Below are 18,168 nucleotides of genomic sequence, written 5' to 3'. Positions count from 1 at the left end.
AGGCAGATCAGGCTGTGGCGGGTTGGCGCGTCGCCTTGATCAGCAAATTACGCGGTGTAACCTGATAATCACAAAAAGCGCTTAATTGTACCTGATAGCCTTGTTGCTCCAGATAAACCGCGCGGTCCAGCACCAGCCAAAGCTCCAGTGGCCGCCGGAACAGATGCCTGACCAGTTCAATTCGTCGCACCAGCGCGGCGTGTTTCGCACCTTGTTGTAAATAGTATTGCCAGTCTGGCGCAGCCGGCAGGCTTAGCTGATGCTGCCCGGCCGCCCAACGAGCGAAATCAGCAAATTCACCACTAAACCAATGCTTGGCCACCGACGCAAGCGGCCGGTAGTTGTGGTCGCCGGTCAGTTCCGCCCGCAGTGCCTGATAGGCCAGGCGCCACTGTACTTCAGTATGGCGCAGTTTTTCAACGCGGGCACCCGCGGTGACCTGGCCCTGCACGGCCAGTTTTAAGTCATGCTGACTCAGCACCAAATCATGCTGCTGTGCCAGTGTCGATAATGGCTGATAGTGCTCATCCGGAATTAAATGATAACAGCAGGGCACCACGTTTAATTGCTGACAACCTATGGTAACAGCCTGTTGCAGTAATTTAATATGCAACTGACCACAGGCATGCAGCGCCAGCACCTGTTGCTGCGGCGCTAGCACGGCACTGCCTTGTGCTGTCAGCACATCGGCATTCACAAAGCGCTGCGGGATAGCAAACTGAGTAGCCAGCGCGCTGCCATCGACACAAAGCTGTTGCTGCCATTCGATACTGGTTACCGGCCGCTGAAACTGCCAGGCCAGCAGACGCCCCAGGTGGCCTTTACCGGCGCACCACTCCAGCATAGGTAACTGACTTGACGGCAGTTGGGCAGCAAAGGCAGAAATTTGCTCCAGTTTGCGCCCACCAATGCCGTTAGCCAGCCAGAACGGAACTGGCTTAAGCCCGCCGGTGGCCAGCGCCTCACTTGCTGCTTGCAGATAATCGTTCAGCGCAAATAAACCGCTAAAAAACTCGTCAAAATGCTGGTGCTGCAAGGCCGGGCTCTGATCAATGGCGCTCAGTTGCTGCTCAGGCAAACTCAGCAGCTGTTGCTGCAGTGCCGGGTTTTGCCACGGCAGTTGCTGGCAGGCAAAAGGCACCAGCTGCCAGTAGGCACGGTATTGCTGAAGCAGCGCACTGCAATCAATAAACGCCTGTTGCAGCGCAGAAGTATCAGTCACCCGCGGCTACTAATACAGCAGACTGTACAGTTTACGCCGGTACTGGCTGGCGACAGCATCACCTTTTGGTAAGGCGGCCAGAATATCCAGAAACAGTTTTTTGCTGTCACCGTAGTTAAGATCCTGCTGCAAGATCCCCAGCAACAGGGCCAGTGCTTCTTCACTGCGCTGAGCTGCCTGATACTGCACCGCCAGCTGTTCTTTAATGCTGTTATCATCCGGCTTAGCGGCTAGTTGCTGCTCCAGCGCGCGGATTTCCGGGGTATCTGCCGCTTCCAGCGCCAGTTCTAATTTCGCCATTACCGCTTTATAAACACTGTCCTGGTCAGCCAGCTTTACTTCTGCCAGTAATGTCTGGGCTTGCGGCAACTGGCCGAGGCTAATTGCGGTATCGGCCAGCCAGACTTTCAGCTCAGTGCGCTCAGGGGCTAACTCCAGCGCCTGCTTAAACAACGGGTAAGCTTCTGCCGGGTTTTGCTCGGCCAGAAACTGCTCTGCCCGGGCAATCAGTTCATCTTCCGGCTTAGGTAGATAAGGTTGCAGCCGAGCCATGATGGCCTGTTCGGTTTCGACCCCGGCAAAACCATCGACCGGCCGGCCGTCTTTGATCAACATCACAGTTGGGAGTGACTGCACCCCAAACTGCATGGCGAGATCCTGCTGCTGGTCACAATCGACCCGGGCCAGCAGCAGTTGCTGTGGATAACGCTGCACTATTGCTGTTAATACCGAGGTCAGCTGCTGGCAGCCTTCACTGCGCGCCGAATGAAACTGAAACAGTACCAGCTGCTTATTCGATTGCTCCAGTACCTCACGGGCATTCTGGATAGTGACTTCAACGATGGGGCTTTGCATAACTGACAGGTCCTGTATTTCGACGTAATGGCTTTACTATGTGGCCGGGGGCTCCATTTTACAAGCACAGAGCAGCTTGCAGCAAATCCGAAAAAACCATCGACATTGCGCCTGACATCCCGTAAATTATCAGGGCGTTCAAATAATACGACTTCAAAAAGAAGCAACAACAAGAACGCCATAGTTAACAACCCGTCCACGTAGCAAACTGGCAGCGCCAAAATGCGCGCTGCAGATTATTGAGCCAATGCTGACTCTTCAGCGTTCGCCGTACGCTTTTGCTATAAAAAACTATGAGACAACACCATGACAAGCCAAACTAAACAAACCGAGATGTTATCGGGTGCCGCTATGGTTATCCGGGCGCTGGCCGATGAAGGGGTAGAGTACCTTTATGGCTATCCTGGTGGCGCAGTGCTGCATATCTATGATGCCTTATTTCAGCAATCCAAAGTGAAACACGTGCTGGTACGTCACGAGCAGGCGGCAACCCATATGGCCGATGCCTATGCCCGGGCCACCGGTAAAGCCGGCGCGGTGCTGGTGACCTCCGGCCCCGGCGCGACCAATGCGGTTACCGGCATTGCCACCGCCTATATGGATTCCATACCAATGGTGGTGCTGACCGGCCAGGTAATGAGCCATTTAATTGGTGACGATGCCTTTCAGGAAACTGATATGCTCGGCATCTCGCGGCCGATTTGTAAACACAATATGTCGGTGCGCCGGCCGGAAGATATTCCGGCGATTATTAAAAAAGCTTTTTATATCGCCCAAAGCGGCCGGCCAGGACCGGTTGTCATCGATATCCCAAAAGATATGACCATCCCGAGCCAGACTTTTCCGTACCACTATCCCAGTGAAGTTAAACTGCGCTCTTATCAGCCAAAACTAAAAGGCCACAGTGGCCAGATCAAAAAAGCCATTACCGCATTATTGGCAGCAAAAAGGCCAATTCTGTATGCCGGCGGCGGTGTGATTATGGGTGGCGCATCAGCCGAGCTGACTGAACTGGCGCAACTGCTGAATTTACCGGTGACCAACACCCTGATGGGCCTGGGCTGTTACCCGGCCAGCGATAAACAGTTTATTGGCATGCTGGGCATGCATGGCAGCTATGAAGCTAACCAGACCATGCACCACGCCGATCTCATTCTGGCTGTCGGCGCCCGCTTTGACGATCGGGTAACCAATAACACCAAAAAATTCTGCCCCGATGCCACTATAATCCACATCGACATCGACCCGGCCAGTATCAGTAAAACCATCAATGCCCATATTCCGATCGTCGGCCTGGTAAAACCGGTACTGACTGAAATGCTGGAATTGTTGCAGCAAAAGAAGAAGAAACTGGACAGTGCTGCCTTAAAAAAATGGTGGCAGCAAATTGATGATTGGCGCGCCGTGCACGGTGGCCGCTACGACAGCGATTCACCCTTACTGAAGCCGCAATATGTCATTGAGCAGGTTAGCAAAATTACCAAGGGCAATGCTTTTGTCTGCAGTGATGTTGGCCAGCACCAGATGTACGCCGCCCAGTACTACGGCTTTAATAAACCTAACCGCTGGATAAACTCCGGCGGCCTCGGCACGATGGGCTTTGGCCTGCCGGCAGCAATGGGGGTAAAACTGAATTTCCCTGACGATGATGTAATATGTGTTACCGGCGAAGGCTCTATTCAGATGAATATTCAGGAGTTATCGACCTGCAAACAATATGGCCTCGGGGTAAAAATTATTAACCTGAATAACGGCTATTTAGGAATGGTAAAACAGTGGCAGGATATGAATTATGAGTCACGCTATGCCAGCTCCTATATGGATTCGCTACCCGACTTTGTCAAACTGGCCGAAGCCTATGGCCATGTTGGTATTCGGGTAACCGAACCTGAGCAACTTATACCGGCACTGGAACGGGCCTTTGCCCTGAAAGATCAGCTGGTATTCCTCGATATTCATATAGACCCGAAAGAGCACGTTTACCCGATGCAAATTCCGGGTGGCGCCATGAATGAGATGTTTTTAAGCAAAACAGAGAGGACTTAACATGCGACATATAATTTCTGTGCTGCTGGAAAACGAATCAGGTGCCCTGGCGCGGCTGGTCGGCTTGTTTGCCCAACGCGGTTACAACATTGACTCGTTAACCGTGGCCCCTACGGAAGACGCGACCTTATCGCGCTTAACCCTGGTAACCCATGGTAATGATCAGGTAATTGAGCAAATTACCAAGCAGCTGCATAAACTGATTGAAGTGGTAAAACTGACTGACCTGAATGATGCGCCGCATCTGGAACGCGAGCTGATGCTGGTTAAAGTTAAAGCCAGCGGCGCCCAGCGCGATGAAGTTAAACGCTGCGCTGATATTTTCCGCGGTCAGATTATCGACGTTACCGCCAGCACCTACACCGTGCAGCTAGTGGGTACCAGCGATAAACTGGATGCCTTTATTCAGGCATTAGCCGGCACGCCGATCCTGGAAGTGGTACGCAGTGGCGTCTCGGGCATTGCCCGCGGTGAGAAAACCCTGGCGCTTTAATAACAACAGTAGTACCGAAAATAACTAAACATTTCTAAGGAAGGGCTGGAACCTCATTCCGGTCGGCACAGAGTGTCTGAGTGAGCGCGCAAGCGCGAGCGAGTTGCTGTGCCGAGCCGGGGTGAGTGTTGCAGCCCGAACGCTAAGCCAGCCAGATTTAGCCACTTAATTTAGGACCAAAAGCGAGTTTCCAGCCCTGTTGCAAAGATATGTCTTAAGAAAGGTAGCCGCTGCGTTTACATCAAACACTTACAATGCTACTTTCAGCTGAAATCCTTTATTGGAAACGTTAGTGCCAATGCAGTTAGCCCGAGTACTTTTCTTTGTAGGTGTCGCCGTTAGCCTAACCATGAGCAGCGTTTGCCATGCAAATACCAGCTTGCCACCGGTATTAAACAGCTACCCCAAGTGTGACTATCGGGTGCTGCAGCAAGCCGAAGCCACTAATAGAATTGTAGCCCGGGATGATGATGTCGAGGCTGCCAGACAAACCTTACGGCAAAATGCTATCGTTAAAATTCGCCGGCAAGCCACAGCCGTTGGTGCTGAAGCTGTTATTTTAACTGATGTTCAGGGTGTTATTAGCAATAGTGAATCAGTAAGAACAATCAGACATGCCGGCTCAGAAGTTAGGTACCGGGTCGCCGCTGAATTAATTACCTTGTGTCAGGAAGACCAGAATTTACCTACCGTTTACACGCCTTATAACGATGCAGGCATAAGACAGGCGCAAACCCGCCAGCCCTCAGTTGCCACCACCATGCAGTTTGCGATTGCGATACCGGCCAAAGCACTTTCCGACGGTAACGTTGCGCCGCCGCTGGCCAATACAATTTCACTGCAACAGGGGTTTTATGGCGCTAAGGTCGGCATGACGCCTGGACAAGTTCAGGCATTATTTGGTATGCCTGACGCTGAGTTGACGCTAAAAAATGATTACACCGCCTGGATTTATGGCAAGGAACATCAGGTGGTGTTTGCCGGCAATACTGCCGTTGCTTTTAGTCAGCAGAACAACATCCTGTCGGCAGAGATTAAGAAGCGTATGGTTGAAAACCCGCGCTTTCAACAACTTGATTGGCGGCTGGACAACACGTTTAGCCGCCGTGCCAGCTTAGCTGAGATCAAAGCATTTTATCAGGACAAGCTGATACCACTGGATCAGAATCAGTTTGCCCTGCACAACAAACAGAGCATGCTTAGGCTGCAATTTGCCTCCTATCTGGACGTTAAATCCAATAGTAACCAGTTGCAGTTAGTGAATGTCAGCCTGTCATCCCCACAATTTACCGCCAGTCAGCTACAGCTTAAATTACCAGAACCTGACTCGCTGCTATTACTTAAACAGCAGCTGACGACGCTTGGCACCACATCTGAAGCAGGGCCTTTTGCCGTGCAAGATATCGCATTTTCTAATCGTAGCCGGTTAGCAGATAGCAATGAGCTTGCTGTATTAAGCCCAACGCTGGCGGTGAGCGTCAACGACCAGCAGATAGTAGGACTGACCCTGACCAATATTCTGAATGACTATGCTGTCAGTGATATTCAACAACAGTTGATATCACTTGAGTTACCGGCGACCAGAACAGATTTTATGACACGTTTCCCTGAGGCATTCGACAGCCTTAACCAACTTACCCTGTATGGTGATCACAGTGAAGTGAAGGCCACGTATAACAATGATGAACTAATAGACAGCCTGCAGATCCGCTGGTATTAGCAACACCACGCCAGCAGCTTACTCAGTTAAATATACCGGCAAACCAGGCCAGAAACAGTAACGCAAAACCTGTCAGATAAACCAGGCCAGCCCAGCTGAGTAACTTTAGCGGCCAGCTCAGACCACAACGTTCAGCGCCTGCTCCGTCCTGTGGCTGCCTGCCAACCATCAGGCTGTAATTCAGCCAGGCAAAGACCGGGGTGGTTAAGAATGCCAGCGTCATGGCGAAGGTCAGTAATGGGCCAAGCGCCGCGCTGAAAAACAAAATAAGTGCCATGCCACTGGCCGCCTGAACCAGCAACCAGATATTCAGACTATGATGATTAGCAGGCCGTTGCCAGCCGAGCAAGGTGAAAGATTCATTTAAGGTACGGGCATACCCATCCAGCACGGTAATAGTAGTGCCAAACATACATAAAAACGCGATCAGCGCTACCAGTGGCCGGGCCCAGTCGCCAATGGTACTGGCATACATGCCAATCAGCTGCTGGGCGAAAGCAGCACCGGCCAGCGCGATATCTTGCTCCGAGCCGTATTGTACCAGGGCCCCAAGACTGACAAATACCAGGGCCAACGCTGCGGTTAACCAGTAGCCCAGATTAAAGTCAAACAGGCCTTGTTGTCGGCTGATAGCCTGCTGGCGCAGTTTGGCTTTTAACCATAAAGAACTGATGGCCGAAATTTCAATTGGCGCTGGCATCCAGCCCATCAAAGCGACCAGAAAACCCAGCGATACCAGTTGCCACGGTGACGGGCCAACAAAGTCGGCCGGGGCATTGGCGCCATTACTGGCAGCGATAATAGCGGCCGCCACGGTCGTGACTGTTAGTAGTAACATGATCAACTTGGCAACCTTATCCAGCGCCCGGTAATGACCCAATAGCAAAATAGCCAGACAGACCACCAGGATCAGGGCGCATAACAGCGGCACGGCTACCGGCCATGGCAGGGCATAGTGCAACAGACTGGCGGTTAACAACAGCACGCCAGCGGTATTGACCACAGCCGCAATAATATTTAAGCCGATAAAGCTGTAAAAATACGCCTTACCCTTGCGCTGATAACCTTGCAGTAAACTTTCGTTGTGCTCGAGCGTGTACTGTACCCCAAACCGGAAGAACGGATATTTCAGGATATTTACCAGCAGAATTAGCCAGATAAGCTGCCAGCCAAACAACGCACCGGCCTGGGTAGAGGCCACCAGATGGGAACCGCCAATAGCGGCCGTTGCCATTAAAATACCCGGGCCTAACGCCTGTAAACGGCCACGCCACCCTTGTTGCTGAGCTTGCATAGTCTACACTGCATATTGTTATTTGTTGGTGGCTAGCTTAGCCTAAGCAAATTAATGATGCAGCAACAGTTTTACTGCGCTGACCAACAACAAAAGGTAGCACCATGCAGGATGAACAGCTCGACCAGGCCATGTTATTTGAAGTGGTCGAAAACCAACTGGCCGACAACTACCCGAGCGAAGTTAAAGCGACGTTACTGCGTCTGCGAATGACTGGCAACAGCTATGATGAGGCTATAGCCCTTATAGCCTGTGCGCTGGCACCGGAAATGGTCGATGTAATAGAGCATCAGCAAAGTTTTAATTTAGCCCGCTATGTCAGCCATTTAAATTTGTTGCCGCAAACACCCTGGCTGGAGGAATAATAAAGATGACCGCTGACGAAATTATTCATCAGGCCTGGCAGCAGCGTTTTGTGCTGGCAGGAGACGGTGAGCAGGCACAACTGGATTATCAACTGGCCGGCACTACCATTAATTTTACCAATACCTTTGTGCCACCGGAATTACGCGGCCAGGGCCTGGCTGAAAAACTGGTGCGCCACGGTCTGGCCTGGGCCCGCGGGCAAAATTTAACTATTTACGCCAGCTGTTGGTATGTAAAAAAATTTTTAGACTAACCGCATGCTGCTGCAGTAAGGTTGTAAAATGCCGCAAAGTGCAACAACGCATCACAGTTAATGCTGTCGTGATGGCTTTTATTAACGTTGAAAAGGAAAATTTATGTTAACTCGCCTCACCTCTGCACTGGCGCTAGTGCTAACCAGTGTGTTGCTAGTCGCCTGCAATAATACTGCTGCGCCAGCCGCTTCGCCTGAACAACGCAGCGCAAGTGCCAGCAACCCTGTTAATGTGCCGCAATACAGCGCAGAACAGTTTTTCGCGACTAAAACCTATTTCGGTAACGATATTAACCATGATGCCAGCGCGATGCTGGTTGCCTCAGATGAAAGCGGGGTATTTAACCTGTACCGGGTCAGCATGGACGGCAGCAACTGGCAGCCATTAACCCAGTCGACCACCGATCCGGCCTTTCCGGTCAGCTGGTTCCCAAATGACGACCGGCTGTTGTATACCGCTGATCAGGGAGGCAATGAACTAAACCATGTTTACCTGCGGGAAGTCGACGGTACGGTGCGGGACCTGACCCCCGGTGACAAACTTAAAGCTTACTTTGCCGGCTGGCATAACGATGGCAGCTTTTATATTGCCAGCAATGAGCGCGACCCGCGCTTTTTTGACCTGTACCATTACAACAGTGAGGACTACAACCGCAAGCTGATCTTCAACAACAACGATGGTTATGGCATCAGCGCAGTCAGTAAAGATGGCCGTTATCTCGCGCTGACCAAAGAGCGGAATAACGCCGACAATAATTTATTTCTGGTTGACCTGGCCAGTGACAAGCCCAGCCCGGTGTTAATTACTGAGCATCAGGGCAATATTTCACATCAGATTTACGGTTTTACCCCTGACAGTCAGTCGCTGTTATTCGGCGCGAATGGTGACAGTGAATTTGTTGCTGCCTACAGCTATAACCTGCAAAGCGGGGCAACTTCACCCTACAGCAAAGCCGATTGGGATATCAGTTTTATTTATTTCAGTGAGGATAAACAGTACCGGGTGCAGGGCGTCAACGCTGATGCATCTACCGTCATTAAAATTACTGACCTGCAAACTGGCAAAGCCCTGCAATTACCCGAATTGCCAGCGGGTGATTTGCGCGGAGTCACTTTTTCAGATGACAGTAAATACCTGAGCTTTTACTTAAATGCCGACAACAGCCCGTCAAACCTGTATGTCTGGCAACTGGGAAGCCCACAAGTGCAACGTCTCACCCAGGCGCTGGATAGCAGCATTGACGAGCAACACCTGGTGCAAAGTGAGGTTGTTCGCTTTAACAGCTTTGACGATGTGACCATTCCGGCATTGCTGTACAAGCCACATCAGGCTAACCCCAACGCCAAAGTACCGGCCTTAATCTGGATCCACGGTGGCCCGGGCGGTCAATCCCGTACCGGTTACAGCCCGATGATCCAACATCTGGTCAATCATGGTTATGCCGTGTTATCGGTCAACAACCGTGGTTCTTCAGGTTATGGCAAAACTTTTTATCATCTGGATGACCTGCGCCATGGCGAAGATGATTTGCAGGACATTGTGTATGGCAAAAAATATCTGCAAAAACTCGACTGGGTAGCCAGCGAGCGGATTGGCGTGATCGGCGGCAGTTACGGCGGCTATCTGACCATGGCGGCCATGGCCTTTACTGATGAGTTTGAAGCAGGCATTAATATTTTCGGGGTGACCAACTGGGTTCGTACCTTGGAAAGTATTCCGCCATGGTGGGAAGCCTTCCGCGAGTCACTGTACGCTGAGCTGGGTGACCCGGCAGTGGATGGCGAACGCCTGCGCCGGATTTCACCGGTATTTCATGGCGATAAGGTGAAAAAGCCGGTATTGGTGGTGCAGGGTGCAAACGACCCGCGGGTACTGCAGGTAGAAAGCGATGAAATGGTTGCCGCGATCCGCGCCAACAATGTACCGGTTGAATATGTGTTATTTGATGATGAAGGCCATGGTTTTCTGAAAAAAGCCAACCGGATACGTGCGCAGCAAGCCTATCTGAAGTTTTTAAAACAGTACTTATAAGCCAGACAGTGTTGTTTAAGTAAAAATTGTTAACGTAAAAATGAGAATTGATTACCGCCCCGGCGCTGCGCATGACGCATCGCTGCGGCGGCTCGTTCAATCAGTAATTCTGCCTCATTACCATCTTCCGGAAAACGGCTGATCCCTATACTGACTTCAATACCCAGTGGCTGCGGAGATACGCCATTGAGCAACGCCAGCTTCTGCATCAGCTTTTCGGCCACCAGTACCACATCGTAGATCCGGGTGACATCAGTTATCAGCAGCAAAAACTGGCCATCGCCCTGCAGACTGAGACTGTCACAATCACGAATGACACTGGTCATTCGCTCCAGGGCTAAATCGACAACCTGCCGGGCAGTCACGGCATCATATTGCGCCAGAATTTGCTGATAATGATCGAGCTCTACGACCAGTAACGCAAAGCTTTTATCATGGCGTTGGCCCTGCTTAATCATAAATTGCAGCTGACGCTGGATCTGTAACTTATCAGTGGTATCAGTGTGTCTGGCCAACTGTTGCTGCTGTTGCAGGGTAAGCAATTCAACAAGAGTGCGCTCAGTAAGCTGCTCGGCCTTTTGCAACGCCTGTTCCAGTTCGTGGTAACTGCGCCTTGGGGTTAACAGGATCTGCTGGCGCACCGGCACCTCACCGCAAATATGGCTGATGACATTCGGTTTTCCTGGCATATCCGTCTCCACCGTGCAGTGATTAAACCCTGCGACCACGGAGCAATCTGATGGCGACGACTACCAAAGCAACCACCAGTAAAATATGGATAAAACCACCCATGGTGTAAGACGACACCAGACCAAGTGCCCATAAAATAAGCAGCAATACAATAATGGTTTCTAACATAACGTGTTCCCTGTTCACTGTCCAAAGAGCCTGACTATAGCGTGTTGCTGCAAAGCTGTATGTACGCTGTCACACATAGCAATTTTCTTTTTAACGGTGCGCTAACGCACAGATAAACTGTCGGGTTAAACATATAGTGTACGCTCAACCCTATGAGGATCTGATTATGAAAATACTTCAAGCGTTTTGCGCGATGCTATTAGCTCTGCCAGTGCTGGCCGTAACAGGCTGCGATGCTGGCTACGCCAGGACAGGTCAGCATACCCCGCAACAGGACGGCAAGCTGCATACCGCCATTACTGAAGTGATCCAACGTGATGCCGCCTTCAGGCAAAGTGATATCAATGTGCTGGTTTCCAGGCAAGGTCAGGTAACGTTGAGCGGCACTGTGGGATCAATTCAGGATAAAAAACGAGCCAGCGAAATAGTGAAGCAAGTGGCAGGCATCAAGATTGTTAACAATGAGCTTGAAGTCGTAACACCAGGCAATACAAACTAACCTTTATCAAACAGGAGTTTACTCATGAAAGCACAATCTATTTTCACTATGTTTTTTGTTGGCCTTTGCTGTGCAGCATTGTTGGGCTGCGGTTCTACGGCCACCAGTGAAGGCACTGGCGAGTACCTAGATGACACGGTGATCACCACTAAAGTTAAAGCGGCTATTTTCAATACAGAATCACTTAAAGTTACTGAAATTAATGTGGAAACTTTTAAAGGTGAAGTGCAACTTAGCGGTTTTGTCAGTTCTGCAGAAGATATCAGTACGGCCATCCGGGTAGCGCGTGGGGTAACAGGCGTAACATCCGTTAAAAATGCTATGAAAATAAAATGATATTACTTTTAGCTATATGTGCGCTGACGCACAGAGTTAACACTTTGCTCAACTATACTGATAACCTGTCAACGCAACGATAAGGAACTTCTTATGCCACAATCGGCATCGCTACAGCATGCTGCTGAACCTCAACATCAACCAGAGCATAATCATCTGCTTAATGCTTTGTCTGAGGAAGTCCAGCAGCGGCTATTCCCGCACCTGGAACTGGTTGAAATGCCACTGGGCAAGGTTTTGTATGAATCTGGCGATGTGCTGCGTTACGTGTATTTTCCAACCGATTGCATCGTATCGCTGTTGTACGTGATGGAAAACGGCTCATCAGCAGAAATTTCGGTGGTCGGTTTTGAAGGGCTAGTCGGCGTGGCGTTGTTTATGGGCGGCGAAAGTACCACCAGCAGGGGCATAGTACAAAGCGCTGGCTCTGCTTACCGGCTACTGGGCCAACGGATGAAAGATGAGTTTAACCGCCACGGCGAGCTATTACATTTAATGCTGCGCTACTCGCAGGCATTAATCACCCAGATGGCGCAGACTGCCGTATGCAACCGTCACCATAGTATTGAACAACAGCTCTGCCGTTGGTTGCTGCTGTCACTGGATCGTTTAAAAAACAATCATCTGGTGATGACTCAGGAGCTGATCGCCAATATGTTGGGGGTGCGCCGCGAAGGGGTAACTGAGGCCGCGGGCCGCTTACACAAAAAAGGCGTCATAGATTATAGCCGCGGTCATATAGTTATTACCAACCGCCAGAAACTGGAACAATTAAGCTGTGAATGCTATGCCGTGGTAAAAGCAGAAACTGACCGGCTGTTACCCCTTTATACTAAAACCAGATAAGCTATCTGTGCCGTAGCGAACAGACGCCTGTCATTGTTACTTGTACCCTTATTTGTCAAGGCTGCACAGCACCTGCCTTGCGCCATTATGGATCAATCAGTGCCGGAAGCTTTACTAATGTCTGTTGCCAAAGTGCCACTTATCACTAACCATTTGCTGAACCTGCTCAGCAACACCGAGCGGCAGCAGCTGCTGCTGCACTGTGATGTGGTCGAACTGCACTTTGCCGATATTCTATGCGAACCCCATCAGCCTTATCGTTATCTGTATTTCCCGCTCAGTGGCTTTATTTCACTGCTGACTAAGCTGGATGGCCACAAACCGCTTGAACTGGGCTTAATAGGTAATGAGGGTATGCTGGGGGTAACACTGGCCCTGGGGGTTAATGACACACCGATGCAAGCGGTAGTGCAAGGCAAAGGCACCGCCTGGCGGATTGAAATTGCCGATTTGCAGCAATGTTTACTGCAATGCCCGCACTTGCAGCATATTTTGCAACAATACTTGTATGTGCATCTGACCCAACTGGCACAAAGTGCCGCCTGCGCTCACTTTCACGAGTTAAGTCCCCGCCTGGCCCGCTGGCTGCTGATGAGCCACGACCGCGCCCATAGCAGCAGCTTTTACCTGACTCATAAATTTCTGGCCGACATGCTGGGTGTACGCCGCAGTGGTATAACAGTAGCCGCCGGTATAATGCAGGAGCAGCAATTAATCAGTTACAGCAGGGGCATGATAACTATTCTGAATCGAAAGGCGTTACAGAGTATGTCGTGTGAGTGTTACAAAGCAGGCAAAGACGATTACCGCAGTTTGCTGGGCGGCCCCGCGCTGGAGAGCAGTGAGGTGCAGGCACAGCGCCAGGCCACGGCACAAGGCACCCCCTAAGCTGCTCCATACCTGCTCTCGCTGCCAACAACAGTGAGCGTATAGGTGGCGCTTAAATAAGGCATTAAAAAACCCGCCGCAGCGGGTCTGGTCGTGCATTTAACTGGCGCAAAGTTAACTGGCGTCATCCTCGCGGTTACGACGACTTAGCCACCAGCTTAAAAGCACACCACCTGCCACCGCAATACCTACTGCCAGCAATGGCCGGTTTCTAATCTTGCTACGGGAGCTTTTCACCAACTGTTGTTGCAAGTGATGCAGCTGCTCTCCTTTGTGTGACAGAGCTCCGGCTGCATAATGCGCACCCTCTGCCACTCTGTTGGCGGTATGTTGGGCCCTGTCAGTCATTTTTCTGAACACGGGTGCTGTCGCATCAGATACATTGTCGATAGTATTGTGCAAACGGCCAGAGGCAGTTTTTACCCCCCGGCGCAGGGCATCCCGATTAATATGTGGTTTGCTAAAGTGTTCCATAATACCTCCGTTAGTAACTGCTAAAAATTGGCCAGTACAACCTTGCCTGAATAGCCTGTAAAATGTGGTGTGAATAAAAAGTATAGTATATCTGCGCTGGTCGGCCTGCCCGCTGCGCTGCGCTTGTTAACGCAGAGCTGCTAGTACAAATCTGATAGCACAGAGCTGACAGCATAAACCAGTTAGAACAGAGCAGGATTTACTGGTCCGGGTTTGCAATAATTACTTCTACCCGTCTGTTCTGTGCCCGGCCCTCTGCCGTGCTATTGCTGGCCAGGGGCATATCTAACCCTTTGCCAACCGTCGTAAGCCTGCTAAGGGCAACTCCTTGCGCAGTCAGAAAGGTTTTTACCGCCTCGGCCCGGCGCTGCGATAACAGTACATTCGACGCGGCAGAACCGACATTATCAGTATGGCCCTCAATCAGCGCTGTCCGCTCGGGATGCTCGGTTAAAAAACCGGCCAGTTTTTCTAAGTGGTTGCTACTGGATACTTTCAGGTTTGCCTGGCCGGTATTAAACAATACATCGCCCAGGGTCACTACCAGACCGCGATCAGTTGGCCGGGCATTAAGTTCAGCCACCTGGGCGCGTAACTCGCCAGCGGTTGCTGCTGATTGCTCAGCTTGCTCGCGGGCAGCACGGGCGTCATCCCTGGCCCTGGCAGCAGCTGTTAATGCCTGATCTTCCCGGCCGGCAGCCAGTAAACTTTGCTCTCTGGCCTGTTCAGCTTCACTGCGGGCACCGATAGCATCTTCACGGGCGGCATTGGCATCCGCTCGGGCACTGGCAGCTTCGCGGGTGCGGGCGTTAAGGCGCACATCATCACGTTGCTGACTCAACTCTGCCCGTTGTAACTCTAGCTGACGGGTTTGTGCCAGGCTTAGGGCAATAACAACTTTACGCTCAGCCACTATCAGGCGGTGAGCGGTAAGTCCGCTATCATTATCTGGTTGCTCTGCCAGCCTGACTGCCTGCTCAGCGTCTTTAATTGCTAGCGGCGCCAGCACCGCCAGTTGTGGGTCGGCCTGCAGCCGGTTAAGCTGCGAGCGCACTTCTGCAGAGCCTGCCGGGGCTTGCGGGGCTGAAGCGCAACCGACTGCGAATATTGCCGCCAGCGTTACGCTAAGCAAATTTCTGGTATAAGGTTTTATACTGTTCATGGTTTTACTCCTGACAGATTGCGCTGCGCTTCCTGCTGCAAGGCGTCAATACTTTGTTGCATATCGGTATTAACTGCCCGGGCTTTTAACAATTCGGCTTTAACCATTGCCAGCTCGGCGCTAAGCCCGGCCTGCACTGCCAGTCGTTCTGCCTGCAACATATTTTCCGCTAACAGGGCGCTGCGCGCCGCTGCCAGCTCGGTGCGGGCGGTATTGAGTTCAGTACTGGTATAGCGGGTAACCTGGGCTTGTTCCGCACTGCTGATCGCCCGCTCAGCGTTCTGCAATTCAACAGACGGTGGCAGCGGTGCCGCAGCACAGCCAGCCAGTAAAACAACCATACTGGCCAGTACGATAGCGCCCTTAGATAGCCTGCATAGAGGCCTGGCTATCAAGTTGGGCATAATTGACGATTGGTTAAGAATAGGGGTATTCATCTGTAGCTCCTGCTGGTCGGCTGCGCATCGGTGCACCCTGCGCCATTATCATCTTGTCCGACAAGCTTATCTGTACGCTGGCGCGCTTAGTCACGGGTATTTTTGCAACAACTAAGCCAGCCATTAACTAGCGTGCGCTGGCGCCGCCTTTTTGCTTTACCCGGTACATGGCAGCATCGGCATGGTTAATCAGTGCCATGGCGGTATCGGCATCAGCAGGGAACTGGGCAATGCCAATACTTGCTGAAAGTGAAACCTCGCCGGTCGCAAGGTGATAAGGTTCGGCCAGTAACTGTTCCAGCTTTCCGGCAAACAAACCAGCGTCCTGTGGATGGTTGACATCATTTAATAGCAACAGAAATTCATCGCCACCATGGCGGCTTACCGCGTCACTGTCGCGTATCGCATGTTGCAACCGGCTGCTGACCTGCTGCAAAATTGCATCGCCGGCAGCATGGCCGTATTGATCATTAATGGGTTTAAAATTATTAAGGTCGATAAACAACAGGGCAAAGGTGCGTTGCTTCCGCTTCGACAAACTGATTGCCTGCTCAATCCGATCCAGCATAATGCTGCGGTTAAGGGTCTGGGTTAGCGTATCGCACTGGCTGTCATGAGTTAATTGATCTAACTGCGCTACCGTGCTGCTGTTTATTGCACTGGCATGCAGCAAGGCGACCGATAACACCTGATTATCGCGCAGGATTTCCTGTTGACGCTGGTACCAGATATTATGTTGTAACAAAAACTCGCAGCGTAATCGTATCAGTTCGGCACCCTGGGCATCAAAATACAGTTTAAGTACTGAATTTCGTAATATTTCCGGGTTGGGATGCATTGGCTCATTCATAAAATCCTCCTTCAGGTAACCCGTAGCAGCGGGCTGTTAACTTTTATTTGCCTGTTTGCACGGCTAACCACAGATAATAAGTTAACTATAAGCTCGCTTTGTTACATCGTCGGTGCGTTAGCGCGCATAAGATGGATAAGATGCAACAATTCCGGTTTCAGCTTATAGTAAGTTCCCGGCCACAACAGATAACTGCAATGTCTGATCCCAAAATGCTAACAAATGAAAGCGTGTTGCCCCGCCATCTGGGGTTATTCGGGCTGTGGCTGCTGGTGGTTAACGGCTTAATTGGCGCTGGCATTTTCGGCTTGCCGGGCGGCGCAGCTAAATTAGCCGGCGAGTATAGCCCATTGATTTATCTGTTTTGTGCTTTGCTGATCTTACCTATTCTGCTGTGTATGGCCGAGCTGGCCAGTTATTTCCGGGGTAGTGGTGGTCCGGTACGTTATGGGACTGCGGCTTTTGGGCCTTTTATCGGCTTTCAGGCCGGCTGGCTGTATTACATCGCCCGCTTAGTCTCTTTTGCCGCCAATACCGTGTTACTGGTCGACAGTATTGGCTATTTCTGGCCGGCGGCAACTGCCGGCATCAACCGCAGCATATTGCTCAGTGTCATTATCGCCAGCCTGACTTTTATTAATGTTGTCGGCTCAGTACGCGCCATGCGCTCGTTAGCCTTGTTAACCGTTATTAAGTTTGCCGTATTGATCCTGTTGGTTGTTGCCGGCGCAGCTTATTTAGGTGGTCAGGTGTTGCCAGGCTTTAATCCGGCGACGGTATTTAACAGTCCGCATAATATTGGCGCCGCGACCTTATTGCTGATTTATGCCTTTGTAGGCTTTGAGTCGGTGGTGGTACCGGCCGGTGAGGCAAAAAACCCGGCGCGGGATATGCCCCGGGCGTTGATCCTGGGATTGCTGTTAGTAACCTTGCTGTATATCGGTATTCAGCTGGTCAGTGTCGCGGCGGTACCTGATATTGCCAGCTCTGCCAATCCGTTGCTGGATGTTGCCGCCAGCTTGTTTGGCACGGCGGGTGCGGTAGTACTGATGCTCGGTGTGGTGGCCTCGGTCGCAGCTAACCTGCTGGGTGCCATATTTTCTACTCCCCGCGCCAGCTTCGCTTTAGCCGAAGATGGCAGCCTGCCGCGCTGGTTTGCTGCGGTGCAACCACGATTTTTAACCCCGGCAAATTCTATTGTATTTTTTGGAGTGCTGGCGCTGCTGCTAACCTTGTATGGCTCTTTTTTGTGGCTGGCAGCGGCTACCGTGGTATCCCGCCTGTTATTGTATGGTCTTACCTGCGCCGCGGTGCCGGTACTGCGGCCAAAGCTGGCCGCCAGCGACAGCTTTGTGCTGCCACTTGGCTACAGCATACCGGTGCTGGGACTCGCTGCCTGTGGCTGGCTGGCACTGCAGGTAAGTTTATCGTCTGTGCTGGCAACCACCTTATTTGTGCTGCTGGGAACAGCACTGTATTTCCTGGCCCGCTGGCAGGCGAAAAGATAAAGGGCTGAGATCAGCCCTTTTACAACAAA

The 18,168-nt window shown here is 51.4% G+C and carries 20 protein-coding genes; 11 read left to right on the top strand and 9 right to left on the bottom strand.

Going from position 1 to position 18,168, the window contains the following annotated elements; translation table 11 throughout:
• Window positions 1-7: 7 nt before the first annotated feature.
• A complete protein-coding gene (locus CRO03_RS05760) occupies window positions 8-1,222 on the bottom strand; it encodes a methyltransferase (protein WP_097110670.1) in 1,215 nt (404 codons plus the stop codon).
• Window positions 1,223-1,231: 9 nt separating this feature from the next.
• Window positions 1,232-2,077, bottom strand: a complete 846-nt coding sequence (locus CRO03_RS05755; RefSeq protein ID WP_097110669.1) for a tetratricopeptide repeat protein — start codon at window positions 2,075-2,077, stop codon at window positions 1,232-1,234.
• Between the two features lie 306 nt (window positions 2,078-2,383).
• Here CRO03_RS05755 and CRO03_RS05750 point away from each other — a divergent pair, with 306 nt between their 5' ends.
• The 3 genes from CRO03_RS05750 (at window position 2,384) to CRO03_RS05740 (ending at window position 6,336) form a co-directional block, all read left to right on the top strand.
• A complete protein-coding gene (locus tag CRO03_RS05750; RefSeq protein WP_097110668.1) occupies window positions 2,384-4,123 on the top strand; it encodes an acetolactate synthase 3 large subunit in 1,740 nt (579 codons plus the stop codon).
• Window position 4,124: 1 nt separating this feature from the next.
• A complete protein-coding gene (gene ilvN, locus CRO03_RS05745; RefSeq protein WP_097110667.1) occupies window positions 4,125-4,616 on the top strand; it encodes an acetolactate synthase small subunit in 492 nt (163 codons plus the stop codon).
• Window positions 4,617-4,914: 298 nt separating this feature from the next.
• Window positions 4,915-6,336, top strand: a complete 1,422-nt coding sequence (locus tag CRO03_RS05740; RefSeq protein ID WP_097110666.1) for a hypothetical protein — start codon at window positions 4,915-4,917, stop codon at window positions 6,334-6,336.
• A gap of 22 nt (window positions 6,337-6,358) precedes the next feature.
• Here the strand turns inward: CRO03_RS05740 and CRO03_RS05735 are convergent, their stop codons facing one another.
• Window positions 6,359-7,630 (bottom strand): NRAMP family divalent metal transporter, encoded by a 1,272-nt coding sequence (locus tag CRO03_RS05735; protein ID WP_097110665.1) that lies wholly within the window; start codon window positions 7,628-7,630, stop codon window positions 6,359-6,361.
• A 104-nt stretch (window positions 7,631-7,734) separates the two neighbouring features.
• Here CRO03_RS05735 and CRO03_RS05730 point away from each other — a divergent pair, with 104 nt between their 5' ends.
• From CRO03_RS05730 to CRO03_RS05720, 3 genes are all read left to right on the top strand, one after another.
• Entirely contained in the window at window positions 7,735-7,995 is a 261-nt protein-coding gene (locus tag CRO03_RS05730; RefSeq protein ID WP_097110664.1) for a hypothetical protein, read from the top strand.
• A 5-nt stretch (window positions 7,996-8,000) separates the two neighbouring features.
• Window positions 8,001-8,249 (top strand): GNAT family N-acetyltransferase, encoded by a 249-nt coding sequence (locus CRO03_RS05725; protein ID WP_097110663.1) that lies wholly within the window; start codon window positions 8,001-8,003, stop codon window positions 8,247-8,249.
• Window positions 8,250-8,352: 103 nt separating this feature from the next.
• Entirely contained in the window at window positions 8,353-10,281 is a 1,929-nt protein-coding gene (locus tag CRO03_RS05720) for a S9 family peptidase (RefSeq protein ID WP_097110662.1), read from the top strand.
• Window positions 10,282-10,310: 29 nt separating this feature from the next.
• Here the strand turns inward: CRO03_RS05720 and CRO03_RS05715 are convergent, their stop codons facing one another.
• Together CRO03_RS05715 and CRO03_RS18375 are read right to left on the bottom strand one after the other, a co-directional pair.
• Entirely contained in the window at window positions 10,311-10,970 is a 660-nt protein-coding gene (locus tag CRO03_RS05715) for a GGDEF domain-containing protein (RefSeq protein ID WP_097110661.1), read from the bottom strand.
• A 22-nt stretch (window positions 10,971-10,992) separates the two neighbouring features.
• Entirely contained in the window at window positions 10,993-11,139 is a 147-nt protein-coding gene (locus tag CRO03_RS18375; protein ID WP_141397729.1) for a lmo0937 family membrane protein, read from the bottom strand.
• Between the two features lie 166 nt (window positions 11,140-11,305).
• On the opposite strand from CRO03_RS18375, the gene CRO03_RS05710 reads away from it, so the two are divergent.
• The 4 genes from CRO03_RS05710 to CRO03_RS05695 all read left to right on the top strand — a co-directional run bounded on the left by CRO03_RS05710 (window position 11,306) and on the right by CRO03_RS05695 (window position 13,708).
• Window positions 11,306-11,638, top strand: coding sequence for a BON domain-containing protein (locus tag CRO03_RS05710; protein ID WP_097110660.1), 333 nt, complete (start codon window positions 11,306-11,308; stop codon window positions 11,636-11,638).
• Between the two features lie 24 nt (window positions 11,639-11,662).
• Window positions 11,663-11,974, top strand: a complete 312-nt coding sequence (locus CRO03_RS05705; RefSeq protein WP_097110659.1) for a BON domain-containing protein — start codon at window positions 11,663-11,665, stop codon at window positions 11,972-11,974.
• 93 nt (window positions 11,975-12,067) lie between these two features.
• The gene (locus CRO03_RS05700; protein ID WP_097110658.1) at window positions 12,068-12,820 is read left to right on the top strand and encodes a Crp/Fnr family transcriptional regulator; all 753 of its coding nucleotides are present in this window, start codon (window positions 12,068-12,070) and stop codon (window positions 12,818-12,820) included.
• A gap of 117 nt (window positions 12,821-12,937) precedes the next feature.
• A complete protein-coding gene (locus tag CRO03_RS05695) occupies window positions 12,938-13,708 on the top strand; it encodes a Crp/Fnr family transcriptional regulator (protein WP_097110895.1) in 771 nt (256 codons plus the stop codon).
• Window positions 13,709-13,822: 114 nt separating this feature from the next.
• On the opposite strand, the gene CRO03_RS05690 is transcribed toward CRO03_RS05695, so the two are convergent.
• The 4 genes from CRO03_RS05690 to CRO03_RS05675 form a co-directional block, all read right to left on the bottom strand.
• Window positions 13,823-14,182, bottom strand: a complete 360-nt coding sequence (locus CRO03_RS05690; RefSeq protein ID WP_097110657.1) for a sensor histidine kinase family protein — start codon at window positions 14,180-14,182, stop codon at window positions 13,823-13,825.
• A 199-nt stretch (window positions 14,183-14,381) separates the two neighbouring features.
• Window positions 14,382-15,344 carry an OmpA family protein gene (locus CRO03_RS05685; RefSeq protein ID WP_097110656.1) on the bottom strand — a complete coding sequence of 321 codons (963 nt, stop codon included), beginning with the start codon at window positions 15,342-15,344 and terminating at the stop codon, window positions 14,382-14,384.
• Entirely contained in the window at window positions 15,341-15,781 is a 441-nt protein-coding gene (locus CRO03_RS05680; protein WP_212682353.1) for a DUF4398 domain-containing protein, read from the bottom strand. Before CRO03_RS05680 ends, CRO03_RS05685 begins: the two co-directional genes overlap by 4 nt.
• A gap of 127 nt (window positions 15,782-15,908) precedes the next feature.
• Window positions 15,909-16,631 carry a GGDEF domain-containing protein gene (locus CRO03_RS05675; RefSeq protein WP_097110655.1) on the bottom strand — a complete coding sequence of 241 codons (723 nt, stop codon included), beginning with the start codon at window positions 16,629-16,631 and terminating at the stop codon, window positions 15,909-15,911.
• 197 nt (window positions 16,632-16,828) lie between these two features.
• Here CRO03_RS05675 and CRO03_RS05670 point away from each other — a divergent pair, with 197 nt between their 5' ends.
• Window positions 16,829-18,139 carry an APC family permease gene (locus CRO03_RS05670; protein WP_097110893.1) on the top strand — a complete coding sequence of 437 codons (1,311 nt, stop codon included), beginning with the start codon at window positions 16,829-16,831 and terminating at the stop codon, window positions 18,137-18,139.
• Window positions 18,140-18,168: the final 29 nt, after the last annotated feature.

The organism is Arsukibacterium tuosuense (genome assembly GCF_900215315.1).
Classification (GTDB): Bacteria; Pseudomonadota; Gammaproteobacteria; order Enterobacterales; family Alteromonadaceae; genus Alishewanella; species Alishewanella tuosuense.
The sequence above is the reverse complement of the archived record's forward strand: the minus strand, read 5'-3'. Positions and strand labels throughout refer to the sequence as shown.

What these genes read in the sequence shown, in the direction of transcription:
- CRO03_RS05750 (WP_097110668.1), top strand. Translation starts at nt 2,384, where the DNA reads ATGACAAGCCAAACTAAACAAACCGAGATGTTATCGGGTGCCGCTATG.
- CRO03_RS05700 (WP_097110658.1), top strand. Translation starts at nt 12,068, where the DNA reads ATGCCACAATCGGCATCGCTACAGCATGCTGCTGAACCTCAACATCAA.
- ilvN (WP_097110667.1), top strand. Translation starts at nt 4,125, where the DNA reads ATGCGACATATAATTTCTGTGCTGCTGGAAAACGAATCAGGTGCCCTG.
- CRO03_RS05670 (WP_097110893.1), top strand. Translation starts at nt 16,829, where the DNA reads ATGTCTGATCCCAAAATGCTAACAAATGAAAGCGTGTTGCCCCGCCAT.
- CRO03_RS05695 (WP_097110895.1), top strand. Translation starts at nt 12,938, where the DNA reads ATGTCTGTTGCCAAAGTGCCACTTATCACTAACCATTTGCTGAACCTG.
- CRO03_RS05715 (WP_097110661.1), bottom strand. Translation starts at nt 10,970, where the DNA reads ATGCCAGGAAAACCGAATGTCATCAGCCATATTTGCGGTGAGGTGCCG.
- CRO03_RS05685 (WP_097110656.1), bottom strand. Translation starts at nt 15,344, where the DNA reads ATGAACAGTATAAAACCTTATACCAGAAATTTGCTTAGCGTAACGCTG.
- CRO03_RS05740 (WP_097110666.1), top strand. Translation starts at nt 4,915, where the DNA reads ATGCAGTTAGCCCGAGTACTTTTCTTTGTAGGTGTCGCCGTTAGCCTA.
- CRO03_RS05735 (WP_097110665.1), bottom strand. Translation starts at nt 7,630, where the DNA reads ATGCAAGCTCAGCAACAAGGGTGGCGTGGCCGTTTACAGGCGTTAGGC.
- CRO03_RS05720 (WP_097110662.1), top strand. Translation starts at nt 8,353, where the DNA reads ATGTTAACTCGCCTCACCTCTGCACTGGCGCTAGTGCTAACCAGTGTG.
- CRO03_RS05710 (WP_097110660.1), top strand. Translation starts at nt 11,306, where the DNA reads ATGAAAATACTTCAAGCGTTTTGCGCGATGCTATTAGCTCTGCCAGTG.
- CRO03_RS18375 (WP_141397729.1), bottom strand. Translation starts at nt 11,139, where the DNA reads ATGTTAGAAACCATTATTGTATTGCTGCTTATTTTATGGGCACTTGGT.
- CRO03_RS05730 (WP_097110664.1), top strand. Translation starts at nt 7,735, where the DNA reads ATGCAGGATGAACAGCTCGACCAGGCCATGTTATTTGAAGTGGTCGAA.
- CRO03_RS05755 (WP_097110669.1), bottom strand. Translation starts at nt 2,077, where the DNA reads ATGCAAAGCCCCATCGTTGAAGTCACTATCCAGAATGCCCGTGAGGTA.
- CRO03_RS05690 (WP_097110657.1), bottom strand. Translation starts at nt 14,182, where the DNA reads ATGGAACACTTTAGCAAACCACATATTAATCGGGATGCCCTGCGCCGG.
- CRO03_RS05705 (WP_097110659.1), top strand. Translation starts at nt 11,663, where the DNA reads ATGAAAGCACAATCTATTTTCACTATGTTTTTTGTTGGCCTTTGCTGT.
- CRO03_RS05675 (WP_097110655.1), bottom strand. Translation starts at nt 16,631, where the DNA reads ATGAATGAGCCAATGCATCCCAACCCGGAAATATTACGAAATTCAGTA.
- CRO03_RS05680 (WP_212682353.1), bottom strand. Translation starts at nt 15,781, where the DNA reads ATGAATACCCCTATTCTTAACCAATCGTCAATTATGCCCAACTTGATA.
- CRO03_RS05725 (WP_097110663.1), top strand. Translation starts at nt 8,001, where the DNA reads ATGACCGCTGACGAAATTATTCATCAGGCCTGGCAGCAGCGTTTTGTG.